General features: G+C 70.8%; 30 protein-coding genes, 2 tRNA genes and 1 other RNA gene. 27 read left to right on the forward strand and 6 right to left on the reverse strand.

Features of this window, described 5'->3' with window-relative positions; genetic code table 11:
- Positions 1-40: 40 nt before the first annotated feature.
- Positions 41-135: signal recognition particle sRNA small type (ffs, locus tag ACIA8K_RS06815), an RNA gene on the reverse strand.
- Between the two features lie 106 nt (positions 136-241).
- On the opposite strand from ffs, the gene ACIA8K_RS06820 reads away from it, so the two are divergent.
- A tRNA-Ser gene (locus ACIA8K_RS06820) sits at positions 242-326 on the forward strand.
- Positions 327-509: 183 nt separating this feature from the next.
- Positions 510-584: transfer RNA gene (locus tag ACIA8K_RS06825), tRNA-Lys, on the forward strand.
- A gap of 21 nt (positions 585-605) precedes the next feature.
- Here ACIA8K_RS06825 and xerC read toward each other — a convergent pair.
- Together xerC and ACIA8K_RS06835 are read right to left on the reverse strand one after the other, a co-directional pair.
- Positions 606-2,048 carry a tyrosine recombinase XerC gene (gene xerC, locus ACIA8K_RS06830; protein WP_396055793.1) on the reverse strand — a complete coding sequence of 481 codons (1,443 nt, stop codon included), beginning with the start codon at positions 2,046-2,048 and terminating at the stop codon, positions 606-608.
- A gap of 90 nt (positions 2,049-2,138) precedes the next feature.
- Positions 2,139-2,549, reverse strand: coding sequence for an XRE family transcriptional regulator (locus ACIA8K_RS06835; protein ID WP_396055795.1), 411 nt, complete (start codon positions 2,547-2,549; stop codon positions 2,139-2,141).
- Positions 2,550-2,756: 207 nt separating this feature from the next.
- Between ACIA8K_RS06835 and ACIA8K_RS06840 the strand changes: the two genes are divergently transcribed.
- The 17 genes from ACIA8K_RS06840 to ACIA8K_RS06920 all read left to right on the forward strand — a co-directional run bounded on the left by ACIA8K_RS06840 (position 2,757) and on the right by ACIA8K_RS06920 (position 8,819).
- On the forward strand, positions 2,757-3,086 hold the full coding sequence (locus ACIA8K_RS06840) for a helix-turn-helix domain-containing protein (protein WP_396055797.1): 330 nt from the start codon (positions 2,757-2,759) through the stop codon (positions 3,084-3,086).
- A 70-nt stretch (positions 3,087-3,156) separates the two neighbouring features.
- The gene (locus ACIA8K_RS06845; protein WP_396055799.1) at positions 3,157-3,459 is read left to right on the forward strand and encodes a hypothetical protein; all 303 of its coding nucleotides are present in this window, start codon (positions 3,157-3,159) and stop codon (positions 3,457-3,459) included.
- A complete protein-coding gene (locus ACIA8K_RS06850) occupies positions 3,456-3,890 on the forward strand; it encodes a hypothetical protein (RefSeq protein WP_396055801.1) in 435 nt (144 codons plus the stop codon). The genes ACIA8K_RS06845 and ACIA8K_RS06850 overlap by 4 nt, the downstream gene beginning before the upstream one ends.
- Positions 3,891-3,895: 5 nt before the next feature.
- Entirely contained in the window at positions 3,896-4,297 is a 402-nt protein-coding gene (locus ACIA8K_RS06855) for a hypothetical protein (RefSeq protein WP_396055803.1), read from the forward strand.
- Positions 4,294-4,989, forward strand: coding sequence for a hypothetical protein (locus ACIA8K_RS06860; RefSeq protein WP_396055805.1), 696 nt, complete (start codon positions 4,294-4,296; stop codon positions 4,987-4,989). Before ACIA8K_RS06855 ends, ACIA8K_RS06860 begins: the two co-directional genes overlap by 4 nt.
- A complete protein-coding gene (locus ACIA8K_RS06865; RefSeq protein WP_396055807.1) occupies positions 4,976-5,314 on the forward strand; it encodes a helix-turn-helix domain-containing protein in 339 nt (112 codons plus the stop codon). Before ACIA8K_RS06860 ends, ACIA8K_RS06865 begins: the two co-directional genes overlap by 14 nt.
- Entirely contained in the window at positions 5,311-5,610 is a 300-nt protein-coding gene (locus ACIA8K_RS06870; protein ID WP_396055809.1) for a hypothetical protein, read from the forward strand. Before ACIA8K_RS06865 ends, ACIA8K_RS06870 begins: the two co-directional genes overlap by 4 nt.
- Positions 5,604-5,978 (forward strand): hypothetical protein, encoded by a 375-nt coding sequence (locus ACIA8K_RS06875; protein WP_396055811.1) that lies wholly within the window; start codon positions 5,604-5,606, stop codon positions 5,976-5,978. The genes ACIA8K_RS06870 and ACIA8K_RS06875 overlap by 7 nt, the downstream gene beginning before the upstream one ends.
- Entirely contained in the window at positions 5,975-6,715 is a 741-nt protein-coding gene (locus ACIA8K_RS06880) for an ERF family protein (protein WP_396055813.1), read from the forward strand. The genes ACIA8K_RS06875 and ACIA8K_RS06880 overlap by 4 nt, the downstream gene beginning before the upstream one ends.
- Positions 6,712-7,227, forward strand: a complete 516-nt coding sequence (locus ACIA8K_RS06885; RefSeq protein ID WP_396055814.1) for a hypothetical protein — start codon at positions 6,712-6,714, stop codon at positions 7,225-7,227. Before ACIA8K_RS06880 ends, ACIA8K_RS06885 begins: the two co-directional genes overlap by 4 nt.
- Complete coding sequence (locus ACIA8K_RS06890; protein WP_396055816.1) at positions 7,220-7,393, forward strand: hypothetical protein; 174 nt, start codon at positions 7,220-7,222, stop codon at positions 7,391-7,393. The genes ACIA8K_RS06885 and ACIA8K_RS06890 overlap by 8 nt, the downstream gene beginning before the upstream one ends.
- Positions 7,390-7,650, forward strand: a complete 261-nt coding sequence (locus ACIA8K_RS06895; RefSeq protein ID WP_396055818.1) for a hypothetical protein — start codon at positions 7,390-7,392, stop codon at positions 7,648-7,650. Before ACIA8K_RS06890 ends, ACIA8K_RS06895 begins: the two co-directional genes overlap by 4 nt.
- On the forward strand, positions 7,647-7,919 hold the full coding sequence (locus ACIA8K_RS06900) for a hypothetical protein (protein WP_396055820.1): 273 nt from the start codon (positions 7,647-7,649) through the stop codon (positions 7,917-7,919). Before ACIA8K_RS06895 ends, ACIA8K_RS06900 begins: the two co-directional genes overlap by 4 nt.
- Positions 7,916-8,134: a hypothetical protein gene (locus ACIA8K_RS06905; RefSeq protein WP_396055822.1), complete on the forward strand. Its 219-nt coding sequence runs from the start codon at positions 7,916-7,918 to the stop codon at positions 8,132-8,134. Before ACIA8K_RS06900 ends, ACIA8K_RS06905 begins: the two co-directional genes overlap by 4 nt.
- Entirely contained in the window at positions 8,127-8,384 is a 258-nt protein-coding gene (locus tag ACIA8K_RS06910) for a hypothetical protein (protein WP_396055824.1), read from the forward strand. Before ACIA8K_RS06905 ends, ACIA8K_RS06910 begins: the two co-directional genes overlap by 8 nt.
- A complete protein-coding gene (locus tag ACIA8K_RS06915) occupies positions 8,377-8,559 on the forward strand; it encodes a hypothetical protein (RefSeq protein ID WP_396055826.1) in 183 nt (60 codons plus the stop codon). Before ACIA8K_RS06910 ends, ACIA8K_RS06915 begins: the two co-directional genes overlap by 8 nt.
- Positions 8,556-8,819, forward strand: coding sequence for a hypothetical protein (locus ACIA8K_RS06920; protein WP_396055827.1), 264 nt, complete (start codon positions 8,556-8,558; stop codon positions 8,817-8,819). The genes ACIA8K_RS06915 and ACIA8K_RS06920 overlap by 4 nt, the downstream gene beginning before the upstream one ends.
- Before the next feature lie 67 nt (positions 8,820-8,886).
- Here the strand turns inward: ACIA8K_RS06920 and ACIA8K_RS06925 are convergent, their stop codons facing one another.
- Positions 8,887-9,099, reverse strand: a complete 213-nt coding sequence (locus tag ACIA8K_RS06925) for a hypothetical protein (RefSeq protein ID WP_396055829.1) — start codon at positions 9,097-9,099, stop codon at positions 8,887-8,889.
- Positions 9,100-9,222: 123 nt separating this feature from the next.
- Between ACIA8K_RS06925 and ACIA8K_RS06930 the strand changes: the two genes are divergently transcribed.
- Genes ACIA8K_RS06930 through ACIA8K_RS06960 form a run of 7 tightly spaced genes read left to right on the forward strand, consistent with a single transcriptional unit; the run spans position 9,223 to position 13,312 of the window.
- Positions 9,223-10,083 carry a hypothetical protein gene (locus ACIA8K_RS06930; RefSeq protein ID WP_396055831.1) on the forward strand — a complete coding sequence of 287 codons (861 nt, stop codon included), beginning with the start codon at positions 9,223-9,225 and terminating at the stop codon, positions 10,081-10,083.
- Positions 10,080-10,775: an ATP-binding protein gene (locus ACIA8K_RS06935; RefSeq protein WP_396055833.1), complete on the forward strand. Its 696-nt coding sequence runs from the start codon at positions 10,080-10,082 to the stop codon at positions 10,773-10,775. Before ACIA8K_RS06930 ends, ACIA8K_RS06935 begins: the two co-directional genes overlap by 4 nt.
- On the forward strand, positions 10,775-11,233 hold the full coding sequence (locus tag ACIA8K_RS06940) for a hypothetical protein (RefSeq protein WP_396055835.1): 459 nt from the start codon (positions 10,775-10,777) through the stop codon (positions 11,231-11,233). Before ACIA8K_RS06935 ends, ACIA8K_RS06940 begins: the two co-directional genes overlap by 1 nt.
- Positions 11,226-11,492, forward strand: coding sequence for a hypothetical protein (locus ACIA8K_RS06945; protein WP_396055837.1), 267 nt, complete (start codon positions 11,226-11,228; stop codon positions 11,490-11,492). The genes ACIA8K_RS06940 and ACIA8K_RS06945 overlap by 8 nt, the downstream gene beginning before the upstream one ends.
- Entirely contained in the window at positions 11,489-12,241 is a 753-nt protein-coding gene (locus tag ACIA8K_RS06950) for a DNA-methyltransferase (RefSeq protein ID WP_396055839.1), read from the forward strand. Before ACIA8K_RS06945 ends, ACIA8K_RS06950 begins: the two co-directional genes overlap by 4 nt.
- Positions 12,242-12,269: 28 nt before the next feature.
- On the forward strand, positions 12,270-12,905 hold the full coding sequence (locus tag ACIA8K_RS06955) for a hypothetical protein (RefSeq protein ID WP_396055841.1): 636 nt from the start codon (positions 12,270-12,272) through the stop codon (positions 12,903-12,905).
- A gap of 44 nt (positions 12,906-12,949) precedes the next feature.
- A complete protein-coding gene (locus tag ACIA8K_RS06960) occupies positions 12,950-13,312 on the forward strand; it encodes a hypothetical protein (RefSeq protein ID WP_396055843.1) in 363 nt (120 codons plus the stop codon).
- Positions 13,313-13,387: 75 nt separating this feature from the next.
- On the opposite strand, the gene ACIA8K_RS06965 is transcribed toward ACIA8K_RS06960, so the two are convergent.
- Positions 13,388-13,609, reverse strand: a complete 222-nt coding sequence (locus ACIA8K_RS06965; protein WP_396055845.1) for a hypothetical protein — start codon at positions 13,607-13,609, stop codon at positions 13,388-13,390.
- Between the two features lie 695 nt (positions 13,610-14,304).
- Between ACIA8K_RS06965 and ACIA8K_RS06970 the strand changes: the two genes are divergently transcribed.
- The gene (locus ACIA8K_RS06970) at positions 14,305-15,057 is read left to right on the forward strand and encodes a DNA-methyltransferase (RefSeq protein WP_396055847.1); all 753 of its coding nucleotides are present in this window, start codon (positions 14,305-14,307) and stop codon (positions 15,055-15,057) included.
- A 121-nt stretch (positions 15,058-15,178) separates the two neighbouring features.
- Here ACIA8K_RS06970 and ACIA8K_RS06975 read toward each other — a convergent pair whose 3' ends face one another.
- Positions 15,179-15,598 carry a hypothetical protein gene (locus ACIA8K_RS06975; protein ID WP_396055849.1) on the reverse strand — a complete coding sequence of 140 codons (420 nt, stop codon included), beginning with the start codon at positions 15,596-15,598 and terminating at the stop codon, positions 15,179-15,181.
- Between the last annotated feature and the right edge of the window lie 224 nt (positions 15,599-15,822).

Here is a 15,822-nt window from a genome sequence, read left to right on the forward strand (position 1 = left end):
GCGGCGCAGGTATGCGATCGACCTGGGAAAACCCAGGGACACGAAGGCTCCCCGTGCACCTGTCAGAGCCCGCTTATCCTTGCTGCCTTCCGGCCCTGGGGAGGTTCACGGGATACACACCGCACGGGGAGCGACGCCAACTCTACCCGCCCGGGCGACCCGCCGTGGCGGCAGGGGGCGAGAGTCCGGTCACGGGTAACCCCGATGCGAGCCGCCGCGACGGCACGGTATTGTTTGCGGCGGAGGATTCGCCTAGTGGCCTAGGGCGCACGCTTGGAAAGCGTGTTGGGTTAACACCCTCACGAGTTCGAATCTCGTATCCTCCGCTCGCTCGAGCAGGACCGGTCCCATCGGGGCCGGTCCTTCTTCATGTGTCCACCGCAGAGCGGATGTGCAGCGGGTTCGGCCGGTCGCTCGCCGTGGCGCCGGCCGTGCTTTCGGGGATGGCAAAGCGATCCGGGGATATGGTTTAGGCGTCCGGTGGGCCGCGCAGGTACCCTGACAGCCGCGGGCCGCTAGCTCAATGGCAGAGCTGTGGACTTTTAATCCATAGGTTCGGGGTTCGAGTCCCCGGCGGCCTACCAGCGAATTTACCCCCTCGGGGGCTATTTACCAGGCAAGACTGTTGCACTCGACTGTTGCAGTAGTGCTGCAAGCCCACCGTCAAACAGTGCGCTCGCGACGCGTTCGACCGCCTGCTGCTTCAGCTCGACGGCCACGTCCACGTATCCCTGGGTGGTCTTGATCGACGAGTGCCCCAGGTCGTCCTGGACGACGCGGATGTCCGTGCCGGTCGCCAACCGCAGGGTTCCGGCGTCGTGGCGCGCCAGGTGCAGCCGACTGTCCGGGAGGCCGGCGCGCTTGAGGAGCTGCTCCCATCGCTCGTGGTCGACCCGCGGGTCGACCGGTCGGCCGGACGGCGTGGCGAACACGAATCCTGTCGAGTCCCAGGCGTGCCCCGCCGCGGCCCGCTCCCGAATCTGCGCCTCGCGATGCTGCCTGAGCGCCTCGGCAGCAACTGCGGCAATAACCACCGTGCGGTCGCTCTTCTCCGTCTTGAGGTCCTCCTCGACCAAGCCGCCCCCGATCTTGTCCGGACAGGCGCGCGCGTGATCAGTGCACCCAGGCGCGCAGACCTTCGGGCATGCGCGCTGGTGCGTGTTGCACCCGGGGACGCGCCGGCGGGCCGGGCAGAAGTGCGCCCAGATCTTGCACGTCGCGGCATCGACGCAGCCATGTTCCCAGCGCGGCGGACAAGCCTTCCGGCGGCACTTTCGGGCTGCGCACGCCACAGGATCTGTGCAGCCGTGCTCCCACCGGCGGCGCTGTACCTGCTTCTGCGGCTGAAGCCGCGGCGGCGCCGCGTCAAGTTCGAGGTCGGACCATCGAAGCCCGAGCACCTCGCCCTGACGAAGGCCGCTGAGGATGCCGAGGTACCACCGGGCAGCCCACACGTCCACAACCGCTGTGCGGATGATCGCCTGAGCCTCTTCGAGAGTGTGCGGTTTGATCTTCACCGTGCGGGTCACGGGCTTGAGCACCATGTCCGCCACGTTGCGGCCCGCCTTCCCACGCCGCACGGCTTCGGCGAGCGCGGTGCGGAGGATGCGGTGGACCTTCGCGCGGTAGTTGTCCTTGACTCCTCGCCTCTGCATCTCACTGTGCATCGTGTCGAGGTGCTCGGGTTCCAGCCGGTTCCTTGTCCCGTCCAGGCGGTAGCGCCCGATAACGGGTATGACGTGGTGGTCAAGGGCACTGCGATGCCCACGCCAGGTGTTGTACTTCCGGTTGCGCCGGATGATCTCCTCGAGCCAGTAGTTCAGCCAGTCCTCGACGGTAAGGATCTCCGTAGGGATGCCGTTGCCCTGCCGAATCCGCTTTTCCAGGTCTTCAACGGCGTCCAGGACCATTGCGGAGGTCTTGCGGCGGATGTGCTTGCGGCGAGGCGTGCCGTTGGGTTTCAGGCCGATCGTGACGTAGCAGTGGTACCAGCCATCTGACCCCTCGAAAATCGTCGGGCGTCCTCGGGGCTGCTGCTTGCGGGACATGGGCTACTCCATCGGTGGAGGGCGCGCAGCGACCGTCGCCGCGGCACCCGCGGCAACCGGTGCGTGCTGAAAGAAGGGGGTGGGCTGGGATCAGCTGGAGATGCGGCGGGGATCGCGGCGCGCGAGGCTGCTGAGCGTCTCGCGGATGAGCCACTTCTCGTTCTCCGGGACGTTGGGGTCCTGGAGCATCTGCAAGATGGTGCGGATGTCGGGCTCGATGGTCGGCTCGGGGGTCGTGCTAGCCGACCGCTCGCCGAAACCCAATGCCGCTGCGGCAACCGCCGTGGGGATGCCCAGGCCGGCGCAGAACGCCTCGACCTTCTGCAGCTCGGGCTTTTCGGTTCGCCACGCCTCCCGCTTCCAGCGGTGGAAGGTGGACTTGCCGACTCCGGTAGCGGTCTGGATGGCGTCGTCCGACATGCCGCGGTCACGCGCATCGCGGAGGGCGCGCACGACGAAGGCCTTGAAGACCTCTTTCTGCGCCGCCTCGTCCACTGCCACCCGTAAACGGTAAGTGCCATGCACGGGACGGCTGTGCTGTTCATGGCAGTGGTGCCGTCCGTGGCACCGGCATCTCTTGCGGGCGAGACGCCGCGTATCGCGCCCTGAATAACGCTGCATGGCTCACACGGTAGCCAAAAATACCAAGGTCAGAATCATCCGAAAGTATGAGTGGTGCCATGCATGGCACTAGGTATGTTCAGTGCCATGCATGGCACTGACACCCTCAACACTGCCACGCGTAGCACCGTCGATCTCTCCGACGAGCAGCGCGCATACAAGGTCAAGGAGGTCGCTCAGCTGATCTCCGTGACGGAGCGATACGTCTGGCACCTCGTCGGGACCGGCGTGCTGCCCTCGCTCAAGATCGGCAACTCGCGCCGAATTCTCCGCTCTGACCTGGACGCCTACCTCGACAGCCTTCGCGCCGACGAGCAGCAGGCCCGGGAGTACGCCCGCACGCACCCGCCGTCGGGGCCGCACACGCCGCCGCCCCCGTCGGGCCCGCGCGTGCCGGCGCCTTCGCAGGCCGCCTGACCTTCAGAAATGCCACAGGCGCCCCACCAGCCGGCAAGCGATCGGGGCGCCCAGACACAGGGAGTATCCCATGGATTTCACCAATCCCATCAGGGCTGCTGAGGCGCTGGAGGCGGTCGCCGCCGACCTCCGGAAGCTCGGCGACGTCAGTCTGCCTGGGCTGCACGTGTACCTGGGCGTCCAGGTGCCGGTCGACGTCGCGGACGAGGAGGCCCGCAAGGCCGACGTCGACCGCGTGGCCGGCATCCTCGGCCTTCCGGTCGAGGGCCCGTCCAAAACTCATTCGCTGTACTGCACGCCGAGCGACTCCGAGCACGTCGGTGGCCTTCCGGTCGACGTCTACACCGGTATCAACCGCGACGGTGCGGCATGAACCTCACGCTCGCGGCCCTCTACCGAGACCCGATGCCACCGCAGGAGCGCGCCGCGCTGGACCTGCTGCAGAGCCCGATGTTCGCGCTGCGCGTAGCCGTTGAGGTGCGGCGTCACATCGTGCACATCCCGGAGCGCGGCAAGCAGGTGCCGGTCATTGACTGGCGGGCGCTGTCCACCGCGGTCGAGGACGGCGCTCTGGACGTGCGCACGCCGGACGGCCGGCGGCCGGTCCCGAGCAACATGGTGCGCCTGGTCCGGATCGCGTGCTCGCTCGGCGCGGGGACCAGCATCGACCTCCGCGCTGAGATGGGCGGCCTGGACCGGCACGAGGCCATCGCCGTCGCGGCCGCGGTCGCCCGCGCCTCCGACGTCGACCTGCGCCAGCTGGTCGCCGCGCTCGACGAGCAGCTGGTCCGGGGGGCGCTGTGAAGCCCGTGATCCTAGCCCGGGTCAAGCCGTGCTGCGGCGCCGTGTTCGTCGGCGAGATCTGCAAGTGCCTCGGCACGAACCCTGCGTCCGGCACGCCGACGTACGGCAAGCCGGAGTACGCAGAGGGCCTGTCCCCGGACCCGGCGGCGTGGCAGGAGATCGGTTTCGACGTCGACGAGATGCCGGAGCCGGAGGCCGCCAGCGTCGGCTGGGACTTCGCCGGCGGCATGCGGCTGACGTTCTCCGCGGCGCTGCGGCCGGGCGACCCGGTCGTGGTGTTCGCGTCGATGAGCGACTACGAGCAGGCCAACGGCGTCATGCGGCGCACGACCGACGCAGCCACGCTGCGGCAGTACGCGCTGCTGCTGCTCCGCCTGGCCGACGCGCACCAGGCGGTGGCCGAGTGAGCGCGCACCTGGACCCGACCGCGACGGCGGCCGCCGTTTGGAACAGCACGGTGAAGTCGGGCGACCCGGTGCTCTACTGGCCGAACGGCAACCGCGACGGCGCGCCCGAGATCGACGCTGTCTGCCGGGACGCGTTCGTCATGCGCGGTGGCCCGTACGTGCTGGCCGACCCCGCTCCAAGGTTCGCGGCTGTCTACCTGTTCCGCAACTACCAGCCGATCCCGGTTGGGCACGTCGAGCGGCACCCGCTGGCCGATCAGATCCGCGCGCTCGGCAAGCCGGAGGACCGGGAGCTGGAGTTCCCGCCGCCGGACTGCCCGTGGTGCGACGTGCCGTGCGAAAGCGACGCGGACGGCTTCACCTGCTCGCAGTGCCACGCGGCCTGGGGCACGAACGGCCACCTCGGCGGTAGCACCCGACGGTGCGTCGAGAACAGCGACCACGAGGCCCAGGTCACCGGCGAGGACGAGCAGCCGCGCTGCATCACCTGCCAGACCACGGTGCTCGCTGGCGAGATCGAGGCCACCGAGCCGTACGGCTGCCGCCGCTGCCGGGAGCACGTGGTCGGCATGCCGGCCGACCTGCCGGCCGCCGCGGCGCAGCTGTGCGGTCGCTGCCACGAGTCGGACGAACAGCAGACGCGAATCGACGCCTATCTCGCACAGAGGGGAGTCGGTCGTGCCAGCGCCTAGAAACAGCGTGCCGATGCCCGGGCTGGCCGCACGGCGCCGCGCCCTGGGCCTCACGCAGGCCCGGCTCGCGCGGCTCGCGCAGGTCAGCCGGAACCGGGTGACGCTCATCGAGGGCGGGGAGCCGGCCAGCCGGTCGACCGCGGCGCTGATCGAGCAGGCGCTTCGGGTCGCCTCGGCCAACCATGCGCGAGCCACTGCGGCGCGGTCCCGCGTCGTGATCCTCGACGCGGTCATCGGCCTCGACGCCGAGACGGCCGCCGGGCTCCTCCGCGGACTCGCCGACGAGATTGCCTCGGAGCCGGTACTCGCGGGAGCGGCCCGATGACCGCCGACGGCGCGCTCGCGCTGGTCGTCGGCGTGCTCATCGTCGCGTCGCTGATCATCTCCGCGCTCGTGCTCGTCACCGGCGCGTGGCTGGCCGCGCGCCGGGAGGCCGACCGGGAGCGCACCCGGGCCGCCGCGTGGCAGGCCGAGGCCCGGGCTGCCTGGCGCCGGGCGATGAGCGTCGACGCGCTGTCCATGGACTACGACCAGCTCGCGGCGTGCGCCGCCGACCTGCTGCGCCGGGCCGAACTCCCTATTGATCTTGACCAGCTTCCCCCTGAGGAGGAGACGTGCTGACCCCCGAGGTGATCACTACGGTCGCCGCATACGCGTTCGGCCTCGTCGCGGGCGCCGGCGGCCTGGCCGTCGTCGTCCATGGCTTGGACCCCACCGAGCCCGGCCGGCACCGCCGCGCCGCCGACCCGACGCCGGACGTCGAGGCGTCCGTTGGTGTGCCGGTCCCGGCCGAGCAGGCGTGGGCGCGGTTGGCCGAGGCGCTGCCGTCGGCCGAGGCCGAGCGCGATGCCGAGCGCACGCCGACCGATGACCGGCTGCGCGTCGGCCCGGCCGCGTCGAGCGCGGAGACGCTGCCGTTGCCGCACGCCGGCGCGCTCGCGACGGTCGCTGGCGAACTGGTGCTGGAGTACCGCGGCGGTGCCGCGTGACGACACCGTTCGCGGCACCCGTGCCGCTGCAGAAGATCGCCGCCGCGCTCGCCACGGTCCAGGCCAAGCTGCCGAAGGTCCGCAAGTCCGAGACGGCGAACACCGGCAGCTATGAGTACCGGTACGCCGACCTGGCCGGGGTGAGCGAGGACCTGCTCCCGCTGCTCGGCGAGAACGGCCTGGCGTGGATCACCATGCCGACGCTGCGCGAGGGCCGGTTCGTCCTGGCCTACATGCTGGTCCACACCTCGGGCGAGCGGCTGGAGGGCGAGTACCCGCTGACCGGCAGCACGCCGCAGGCCTTGGGCGGGGCGATCACCTACGCCCGTCGGTACTGCCTGTGCGCGGTCACCGGCGTGGTCCCGGACGACGGCGACGACGACGCCAAGGCCGCGCAGCAGGAGGCGCTGGAGGACCGCAAGCGCGGCCAGCAGCGCCAGGCCGCGCCGCGCCGGGCAGAACGGCCCGCGCCGGCCGCGCGCCCGGACCGGCCGGTCGAGCCGCGAATGATCAACACCGAGCAGAGCAAGAAGCTGCACGCGCTCTTCCGCGACGCCGACCTCGGTGACCGCGACGCGGCGCTGGCGTACTGCGCGGAGGCCGTCGGCCGCGAGGTGTCCTCCACCAAGGAGTTGACGCTCGCCGAGGCCTCGGCCGTCATCGACCGGCTCGTGCGCTTCGTCGAGCAGTCCACCCCGCCCGTCGACGCGGCTGAGCCGGAAGGAGCTCCGGCGTGAACCGGGCACAGAAGATCGCCGAGATCGTCCGGCTGGAGGGCATCGCCGCCGCGGCCGCCGGCCTCGCCAAGCAGCTGCGCGGCGAGATCGACGCCGAGGCCCGCGCCGAGCTGGCCGAGCAGGGCGCCGCGCCGCGGTGGACGATCCCCGGCGTCGGCACCGTGTACCTGCCGCTGACCAAGCCGGCGGTCACCGTGACGGACCCGAAGGCCTGGACCGCCTGGGTGCGCGCCGAGCACCCCAGCGAGGTCGAGACCGTCGAGCGTGTCCGGCCGGCCAGCGAGACCGCGCTGCTCGGTCGGCTCCTCACCGAGGGCGACGTCGCGGTGGACCGCGAGACCGGCACGATCGTGCCCGGCCTGCGCGTGCGGCCCGGCGGCGAGCCCGGTGCGCTCACTCTCCGGATCGACTCCGACGCCCGCAAGGCCGCGATCACCGAGGCCGGCCACGTGCTGACCGCGCTGGCCGAGCCGATCGGGCACCTCGCACCGTCGGAGGTGCCCGGTGCCTGACACGACCCCCAGCTCGGCCCCGGTCGCGGAGCTGATCGAGCTGGACATGCGCCGGCCCGGCCACGACCGCGTGCTGCTCAACGAGCGCACCGGCGACGTCGTCTACCTCTCCGCCGACTGGCGGACCACGGTCGACGCGCTGAACGAGGGCGGTGACCAGCGATGAGCCTGGCCTACATCCGTCAGCGGTACGCGGTGCCGGCCCGTCGCGGTGCCCGCGTCGTGGCCGCCGGGCAGCTCGGCGTCATCACCAGCGCGCGCGGTGCGTACATCCGCGTGCGGCTCGACGGCGAACGGCACAGCACGCCGTGGCATCCGGCCTGGCGCATGGAGTACCTCGGCCAGACCCCGGCCGCGCGCCAGGTCGACCAGCTTGCCAGCCGCCGGATCGAAACGGTTGCGGTAGCCGGAGGTGTGCTGTGACCAAGATCGACGTCACCACGACTCGGCCGGCCCGACGGATACCGGCCCCCGCGTCCGACCGGGACGCGCTGCGCTCGCTGGAGCAGGTCGGTCCGTCGATCTACGAGCCGACCGCGGACGAGAAGCGGGCCGCGGCCTCCGTGCTGGACCGGATCGCGGTCCGGCGCGGCGAGACCGCCGACGCCCTGGCCGAGGTGCTCGACGCCCTGGGCGTGCGCTCCGGCGCCGCCGACGCACTCGCCGCGCGGCACCGGAGGGCCGCGTCGTGACCGCGAACGTCCGGCCGAGCGCCGCGCCGCACCCGTTCCTCGAGGACCGCGAGATCCCGGCGGCGCAGGACGGCCAACTCGCCTGCGGCCGCTGCCACAAGCTCGGACGCCCGGGCGACGCCCAACACCCGGAGCCCCGCGACCTGCCGCCCGCACCGCCGGCGCAGCGCGCCATGGATCGCCGGTACGACCCTGAGGAGGGCATCGATGCCTGATCTCCGCATCCTCGACACCGGCCATGCTGACGAGGCGCCAGTCCGGACCTGGCTCGTCGACGCGCTGACCGCGTCGCGCGTGGCCGACTGCCCGGACTGCGGTCGGGTCAGCATCTGTGCCGGGCACGCGGCCGACGCGGTGCTCGACGCGACCCGGCGCGAGGACCTGGTCGTCATGCCAGTCGCCCTGGCCGACCGGATCTTCGAGCGGGCGCGTGAGCAGGGCCGGGCGGAGGTGTGCCGTGGCTGATTCGCCCAGCTTGCGGATCCGGATCAATGGCGACATCGCCACCATCCGACGCCTGGTCGCGGTGCTGCGCGAGGTCGACCCGCTCTTGGACGCGGACGAGACCACGCGGCGCGATGGCAAGCCGGCCGTCTACGTACAGATGCGCATGCCTAATCAGCCGGGCGGCACCGCATGACCGGGCTGCTCGCGGTCTGGCCCATCACGGACGAGACCTACACCCGCGACGCGCTGATTGCCGAAGGTCTCGACGACCTGCCCGCGGTCGCGGCGGAGGCCGGCGTCCGCGTCATCGGGCCGAGCACCTGGCGAGTTCTGGATGCCGAAGAGCTGGAGGGCTGGGAGCACTGGCCCGGCCTGATCCTCGTGGCCACCGCGCCGGCCGAGATCGTCGAGCCCGCGTGGCGCCGGCGGCGCGCCGCTTCCCGGGCCGCCTGACCAGCGCGACCAGCCCGGCCCCATCTTTCTGGGGGCCGGGCTGGCGCACGCCAGACAAAAGATCGACTTACACGGATGGATCGGAAGGGGTGGAGGACGTGATCCGGCGGATGGTCTCCCGGGTGTACCCGGTCTTCCGCACGATCTCGCCCTGCTTCATCCCCGCGCCGTCCGCGTACGCCCTGCGGATCTGCACGTGCAGGTCGTCGCGCCGCGCTTCCATCTCCGCCTCCGCCTTGCGGAACGCGTCGACGGCAGCGTCAAGAGCCGTGGATTCCATGGACACATTATGTGGCCTACTCGCATCGCCTGTCATGTGGCCTCTCGGATATGCCAACCCATGTGGCATACTCATGAGGCCACATGATCTTCCGATCAACGCCCGCAAGGGGGCTCTCTCCTCATGACCTGGTTCAAGGTGGACGACTCGTTCCACTCCCACCCCAAGGTGCTCGCGGCCGACCCGGCCGCGCTGGGCCTGTGGGTGATCGCCGGCACCTGGTGCAGCGCGAACCTCACTGACGGGTTCGTGCCGGACTACGTGCTTCCGCGGTTGCTCCCGGACTCCGCGCGGCTGGCCGACACGCTGGTGACCGTCGGGCTGTGGAGGCGGGCGAAGGGCGGCTACCGGTTCCACGACTGGCACGAGTACAACCCGACCGCCGAGAGCGTGCAGGACGAGCGCAAAGCGGCCCGCGAACGTATGCGGAAGATGCGGGAGAAGCGCAAGACCAGTCAAGGAACCGCAGGTCGAACCGGAAATGGTTCGCCCGAACAACACCCGAACGTTCGGGAGAACTTCGACGCCACTCAGGCCGAACGTTCGGGTGAAGTTCGGCTTCCCCGACCCGACCCGACCCGTAGTTCTTCTAAAGAAGAACTACCTCAGGAGACTTCGTCTCCTTCGGGGACGCGCAAGCGCGCCACCCGCATCCCGGATGACTTCGCCGTGACAGACGAGATGAAGGCCTGGTTCGCCGAGCACTGCCCGGGCGTCAACGGCCAGCAGGAGACCGCGAAGTTCCTGGACTACTGGACCGCGAAGTCCGGCAGGGACGCCACTAAGACGGACTGGATCGCGACCTGGCGTCTCTGGATGCGCCGCGCGGCTGAGGGCGGCACCGGCCGCACCCGGCCCCCGGGTGTCGCCTCCGGCGCGAACCGGCACGTCGACAGCCTCACCCCCGAACAGCGCCGCGAGCGCAACCCCCTCCTCGGTGCCGTGCGCGCCAGCGACTTCCTCACGAACGGAACCGCCCGATGAACAACCTCGCCACCGCCCTCGACCCGTGGCGCCGCGACATGCGCGCGCTGCAGACCGCCGACTACGCCACCTCGCTGGCCGAGGTGCGTCGCCTGGCCGACGAGGCAGAGCTCGCCGCGATCAAGGCCCGGCAGACCGCGAACCGAAACCTGCAGTACGCCCGCCGCCGGCCGAGCCGGTATGCCAACGCCGCCTACCGCAACCTGCGCCCGGAGCAGGATCCGCGCGGCATGATCTCCAGCTGGTACGACCGCGGCCCCCGCGCGCTGCTCATCGCCGGCCCCGCCCGCACCGGCAAGACCACCGCGGCGTTCGCCATCGCTAACGCCGCCCATACCCAGAACGAGTGGGTGATGGTCTACACCGCCGCGGACCTCTCCGCCGCGCTCAAGCCCGACGCCGAGCCGCTCGCGTTCGACTACGCCACCACCTGCCCGCTGCTCGTCCTCGACGACCTCGGCCGTGAGCGCGTCACGGACTGGTGGCTGGAGCAGCTCCAGCGCATCGTCGACATCCGGTGCGCCAACGAGCGCCGCCTCATCGTCACCACCAACGCGGCCGCCGACGCCGGCGCCGCCTACGACGCGCTCGTGGCCCGCTACGGCGACCCGATCGTCGAGCGCCTCATTGACGACGGCGGGGTGGTCGTCCTCGACGGCCCGGCCGTCCGGCGTGTGGTCACGGAGTGGTGATGACCCGGCGCCTGACCGGCCGCGAGCACGCCGCTCGCACCAGCGCCCGGGCCGCCGTTGAGCGCGCCCGGGCGCACGCCCGGACCACGCCCGCCGATGTCCAGCAGCCGGCCGCGTTCGCTCCGGCGCCGCGGCCCGCGCGCGACGACGCGCCCGTGGGCCTGGACGACCCGGTCCGCTGGCGGCGGCGGTGCCGGCAGATCCGGGACGAGCTGGAGAGCGAGGCCCGCGCGCTCGGCCACCAGCGCCACATCCGATGGGCCGGCTGTCCATGCGGCAACCGCCCAACCCGCCTGATCGAGAGGACCGCCGTGCCCACGACCGACGATCACAACACCACCGCTCGGCACGCCGAGAGCACCGCTGCGAGCCTGGGGAGTGGATCTCCGGGCATGGAGCCGAACAAGGCCTGTGTGACGGCTCAGCGGGGCGCTCAGGCGGAGGGCGACCGTGGCTGACCGTATCCCGTACGACGCACTGTGGCCGGACGCCCGCGACGCGCTGATCGCGTGGCTGCAACTGCACCGCGTCGATCCGAAGCAGACGCCGGTCGACCCGGTCATCGAGCTGGACGTCGCGACCGACGAGTGGCGCATCGAGCAGTACGCCGGCGTCGCCGGCCGACTCCGGCTCACCGCGGACCGGAACGACGTCCAGCGGATCACGATCCGGCGCGTCAGCCGCGCGCCGCTGCCGTGGCCGGAGGTCGCACGATGACGTCCGAGCCGTACTACGCCGATGCGACCACCACGCTCTACCTCGGCGATATGCGCGACATCGTGCCGCGCCTCGACCCGGTCGACCTGGTGCTCGCCGACCCGCCGTACGCGGAGACCGCGCTCGCGTGGGACCGCTGGCCGGACGGCTGGCCCACTCTCGCCGCCCGCGCCTCCCGCTCAATGTGGTGCTTCGGCTCGATGCGCATGTTCCTCGCCCGGGCCGACGAGTTCGGCGCCTGGGCCATGTCGCAGGACGTGGTCTGGGAGAAGCACAACGGCTCCGGTTTCGCCGGCGATCGCTTCCGGCGCGTCCACGAGCACGCCGTGCACTGGTACCGCGGCCCTTGGGCGGAGATCCACCACCAGGTGCCAATCGTCCCCCACGACGGCCCGGACCGCGGCACCCGCCGGGCCGCCCGCGCCGGCGCCGCGCACCTCGGTGCGAACAACGGCCACGACCGACCCTGGCTCGACAACGGCACCCGCCTCACCAAGTCGGTCATCCCCGTCAGATCGATGCACGGCCGCGCGATCCACCCCACCGAGAAGCCCACCGCGATCCTCACCCCGCTGATCGAATACGGCTGCCCACCCGGCGGCACCGTGCTCGACCCGTTCGCCGGCTCCGGCTCCACAGCGCTCGCCGCCCGGCTCCTCGGCCGCCGCGCCGTGCTGATCGAGGGCGACGAGCGCTACTGCGACGCCATCGCCCGCCGCCTCTCCCAGCTCGACCTCTTCGCCACCTGACCCGCCCGCTGAACAGGAGCACCACCCCGTGACCCACCCGCACCGCCTGCACGCCACCGCCGCCGTCTGGTCGCTCCGCGCCGCCTGGCCGCACCTCGCCCACGCCGCCGAGGTCGAGCGCCGCCAGCTGCTCGTCGACGACGACGCCGGCACGCTCCGCGCCCAGGTCTACGGCACCATCGGCGGCAGCACCATGCACCACAGCAACGGCATCCTCAACGCGATCCTCGGCGCCGAGCGGCGCACCGGTGGCGACCAGCTCCAGCGGCTCGTCGCCAGCACCCGGGAGACGATGATCTGGCTCGCCGGGCGGATCCTCGACGACCGCTACCGTCCCGGCGACCCGGTGCTGACCGCGCTGCTCGAGCAGATCCCGCTCATCCCGCCGGTGGCCGCGGCCGAGGTCGCGCGATGGGTCGGCGAGGCCGACTCCGCGGTACGGGCCGCGCTCCAGCTCGGCCCCGACCACGAGCCGCTCGTCGGCGTGCCATGCCCGGCGTGCGGGAGCCGACGGTTAGCAGTCCGCATGTCGGCGCCCGCCGACCGTTCGGTGGTATGCGGAGGTGGATGTGTCTGCACGGGGGCGGACTGCTTGTGCGGCATGGATGAACGACCAGTCGGCATCCTGCATATCTGGGCACCATCCAGCGGCCGACTCCGGTAGGCGATATACCCTCTTTGCGTATTTTCGACCAAGAGGGGACATCAATGGCCGTAATCACGTGCCCGCGCTGCGACGGCTCGCCGCTGAACTACGACGAGCCCCCGACCTGCGACTTGTGCGAAGCGTCGTTCGAGTCAGCCCGCGAGGCGGCTGTCGAGTGGTACGAGAAGTACCAACAGAAGTCCGCCTTCGAGTCGAATCCGGGCGAGCCCCAGGTTCCCGGCCCCGTGCAGGAGTGTCCGCAGTGTGCGGCCGAAGCGGTGACCGGACCGACGGAACGCGACTTGGTGTGCCTGGGATGCGGTGCCCCCTACAACGCAACCTGCGACAAGTGCCAGCGGCTGCGCTGGGAGGACGAGAACTCTGGCGGCGCCTGCGACGACTGCTGGTCGGGGGCTCTGGCGTAACAGCTCAATCCCGCGAGGCGGGGAGGCCGCGATGTCGACCTCCCCGTCTCGGTGCCGGACCCTCGTGGGGATAGGTCAGCCCCGCTGCGCCCGCGCAGCAACAAGCGCGGCCCGCAGCGCGTAGTGGCCGGTGACGTAGGCCGCGGTGATCGTGCCGAGGGCAAGCGCAACCTGGCCGGCAGCCGTCGGCTGGTGGTGCGCCAGGAGCAGGAGGCAGCTGGTCGCCCCGGCCGTCACGCCCCACGCCTTCGCGCCGACCGGGGTGCGCCGCAGCGTTATCATTTTCCCGGTGTTCATTCAGTTCCCTCCCTGGGGCTGTGTGCACCTTGCGCCCGGCCTTGGGCGGTCACCCTTGGCCGGGACTACTCCACGTTACCATTGGTCATCGAACATGATCTGTCCAAAATGCCCCTGTGAACAACGTACACCTGCGGTAACGGCTACATGCAACCGAGCTTTGACCAGGGTGGATGTAACTCTGAGTGAAAGTCATTCACGGGCCCGGGCCGCCGAATGCCGAGGGCCCTGTGTCGCAAGTCATACTCCGCAGGAACGAGGGGGCATATTGATCTCTCTTCTGGGCGACCAGTGGGGAACTGCCTCCGAGATCGCCACCCACCTCGGCCCAGATGTCACTCCGGCTATGGTTCGCCGCTGGCACGAGCGCCATGCGCTTCCCGCAGTCCGCGAGGGTCGAACGGTCAGGTACCTGTTCAGTCGGGCGGCAGCGATCGAGCGTGACGTCCGTCTCGGAGGACGCGGCAGACGACGCAGCGCTTGACGAGACAGCCCCGTCCATTCGATCATTTGTTCACATCACGGGTTGGCAGATGCTGCCCAGATTCGTTCCGCAGAGCGCCGAGCGCCGCGGTTCTTCGATTCTTGCGCTGCCCCCACAGCGTGGCGACCTGCCTGGCCGCCACCTATGGGGGTAGGCGGCGGCCAGGCAAATCCTCACGCATTGTCGTACCCCCACGCGAACGGGGGCAACGATGACGACCGCTTGGACCATGTACGACGGCGACGCGCTCGCCGTACTGCCGACGCTGGAGCCGGAGAGCGTCGACCTGGTGCTCGCCGACCCGCCGTACAACAGCGGTGGCCGGACGCAGAGCGACCGGACGCGGGAGGGCGCCCGCGGCAAGTACGTCTCCGGTGACGCCCAGCATGCGCTCCACGACTTCACTGGCGACAACCGCGACCAGCGCAGCTACACTGCCTGGCTCTCGCTGATCCTCGCCCACTGCCTCGCGGCCACCCGGCCGGGCGGATCGCTGCTCACCTTCTGCGACTGGCGGCAGCTGCCCGCCACGAGCGACGCGCTGCAGGCCGGCGGATGGCTCTGGCGCGGCATCATCCCGTGGCACAAGCCGATCTCGCGGCCGCGGATGGGCGGCTTCAAGGCCGAGTGCGAGTACCTGCTCTGGGGCTCGAAGGGCGCGATCGACGCGACCCGAAACCCGGTCTATCTGCCGGGCCTGTACTCCGCGAGCCAGCCGCGCGGTACGAACCGGGTCCACATCACGCAGAAGCCGGTCACGCTCCTGACTGAGCTGATGGGCGTGTGCGTCCCGGGCGGCCGGGTGCTCGACCCGATGGCCGGCTCCGGCTCTACCGGCGTCGCAGCCATCAGCACCGGGCGCACGTTCATCGGCGTCGAGACCTCGGCGCACTACGCCGGTGTTGCACGAGGGCGGCTCGAAGCCGCCGAAGCGGAGTGGCGCGGCAGTGCGCCGGGGTCATAACCCGGAGGTTCCTGTTCCCCAGGACTCCGCTACACCAAGACCTCGGACCGCAGATGCGGGACGAGCAGGGGGGTCGGTAAGGCCGGGCGGCGTTCGCGGGAGCGCCGCCCGGCCGCCTGACTTACTTGCAGATGTGGGTCTTCATCAGCTCGAGCGCCCGATCGGCCTGACTTGCGTTGATCGTGGCGTTCCCGCCCGACAGGCGTTCGACCACCCGATCGACCAACTTCGAGCCCGTGATCTCGCCGGCAGCAATGTCGGCACAGGTCTCCTCGGCGCGCCGGATCGCGCGCTCCTCGTTGACCACCAGGCCGGGATCGATTTTCGCCAGCTCGGCGAGGTAGGTCGCGCGGTCCTGCTCGGAGTACGACGGCTCGGCGGCCGGCTTCGGAGCCGCCGCTGCTGATGTAGCTGGTGCTGCCGGTGCTGAAGTCGCTGGGGCTTTCGGCGCGGCCGGTGGCTCGGCGTCGCTACCGCCGCACCCGCTCAGCGCCACCATGCCTGCGGCGATGACCGCCACGGCCCAGATGTTTCTGCTCATCCGAGCAGAGTGGACGATCAGTAACAGCCCCGCCGCGCAGTGTCAGGGAGGCGACAGTTCCCGATGGCGCTTCGCCCCTGCCTGGACTGCGGCGTGTTGACCAGCGGATCGCGGTGCTCCGCGCACCAGCAGAGCCGCGACCGAGACACACTGCGGTCCAAGCGGCAGCGGCGGCCGCGGATCTCGCGGCCCGAGGAGCTGCGCCGTGCCGCCGCGGTGCGAGC

Origin of the sequence: Catenuloplanes sp. NPDC051500, from assembly GCF_044454585.1 — a bacterium.
In the GTDB taxonomy this organism is placed as follows: Bacteria; Actinomycetota; Actinomycetes; order Mycobacteriales; family Micromonosporaceae; genus Catenuloplanes.

Excerpts from the sequence above, each read along its gene's own strand:
- xerC (WP_396055793.1), bottom strand. The coding sequence starts at position 2,048 with ATGTCCCGCAAGCAGCAGCCCCGAGGACGCCCGACGATTTTCGAGGGG.
- ACIA8K_RS06840 (WP_396055797.1), top strand. The coding sequence starts at position 2,757 with ATGCATGGCACTGACACCCTCAACACTGCCACGCGTAGCACCGTCGAT.
- ACIA8K_RS06845 (WP_396055799.1), top strand. The coding sequence starts at position 3,157 with ATGGATTTCACCAATCCCATCAGGGCTGCTGAGGCGCTGGAGGCGGTC.
- ACIA8K_RS06850 (WP_396055801.1), top strand. The coding sequence starts at position 3,456 with ATGAACCTCACGCTCGCGGCCCTCTACCGAGACCCGATGCCACCGCAG.
- ACIA8K_RS06870 (WP_396055809.1), top strand. The coding sequence starts at position 5,311 with ATGACCGCCGACGGCGCGCTCGCGCTGGTCGTCGGCGTGCTCATCGTC.
- ACIA8K_RS06895 (WP_396055818.1), top strand. The coding sequence starts at position 7,390 with ATGAGCCTGGCCTACATCCGTCAGCGGTACGCGGTGCCGGCCCGTCGC.
- ACIA8K_RS06910 (WP_396055824.1), top strand. The coding sequence starts at position 8,127 with ATGCCTGATCTCCGCATCCTCGACACCGGCCATGCTGACGAGGCGCCA.
- ACIA8K_RS06920 (WP_396055827.1), top strand. The coding sequence starts at position 8,556 with ATGACCGGGCTGCTCGCGGTCTGGCCCATCACGGACGAGACCTACACC.
- ACIA8K_RS06925 (WP_396055829.1), bottom strand. The coding sequence starts at position 9,099 with ATGGAATCCACGGCTCTTGACGCTGCCGTCGACGCGTTCCGCAAGGCG.
- ACIA8K_RS06930 (WP_396055831.1), top strand. The coding sequence starts at position 9,223 with ATGACCTGGTTCAAGGTGGACGACTCGTTCCACTCCCACCCCAAGGTG.
- ACIA8K_RS06935 (WP_396055833.1), top strand. The coding sequence starts at position 10,080 with ATGAACAACCTCGCCACCGCCCTCGACCCGTGGCGCCGCGACATGCGC.
- ACIA8K_RS06940 (WP_396055835.1), top strand. The coding sequence starts at position 10,775 with ATGACCCGGCGCCTGACCGGCCGCGAGCACGCCGCTCGCACCAGCGCC.
- ACIA8K_RS06950 (WP_396055839.1), top strand. The coding sequence starts at position 11,489 with ATGACGTCCGAGCCGTACTACGCCGATGCGACCACCACGCTCTACCTC.
- ACIA8K_RS06960 (WP_396055843.1), top strand. The coding sequence starts at position 12,950 with ATGGCCGTAATCACGTGCCCGCGCTGCGACGGCTCGCCGCTGAACTAC.
- ACIA8K_RS06965 (WP_396055845.1), bottom strand. The coding sequence starts at position 13,609 with ATGAACACCGGGAAAATGATAACGCTGCGGCGCACCCCGGTCGGCGCG.
- ACIA8K_RS06970 (WP_396055847.1), top strand. The coding sequence starts at position 14,305 with ATGACGACCGCTTGGACCATGTACGACGGCGACGCGCTCGCCGTACTG.
- ACIA8K_RS06975 (WP_396055849.1), bottom strand. The coding sequence starts at position 15,598 with ATGAGCAGAAACATCTGGGCCGTGGCGGTCATCGCCGCAGGCATGGTG.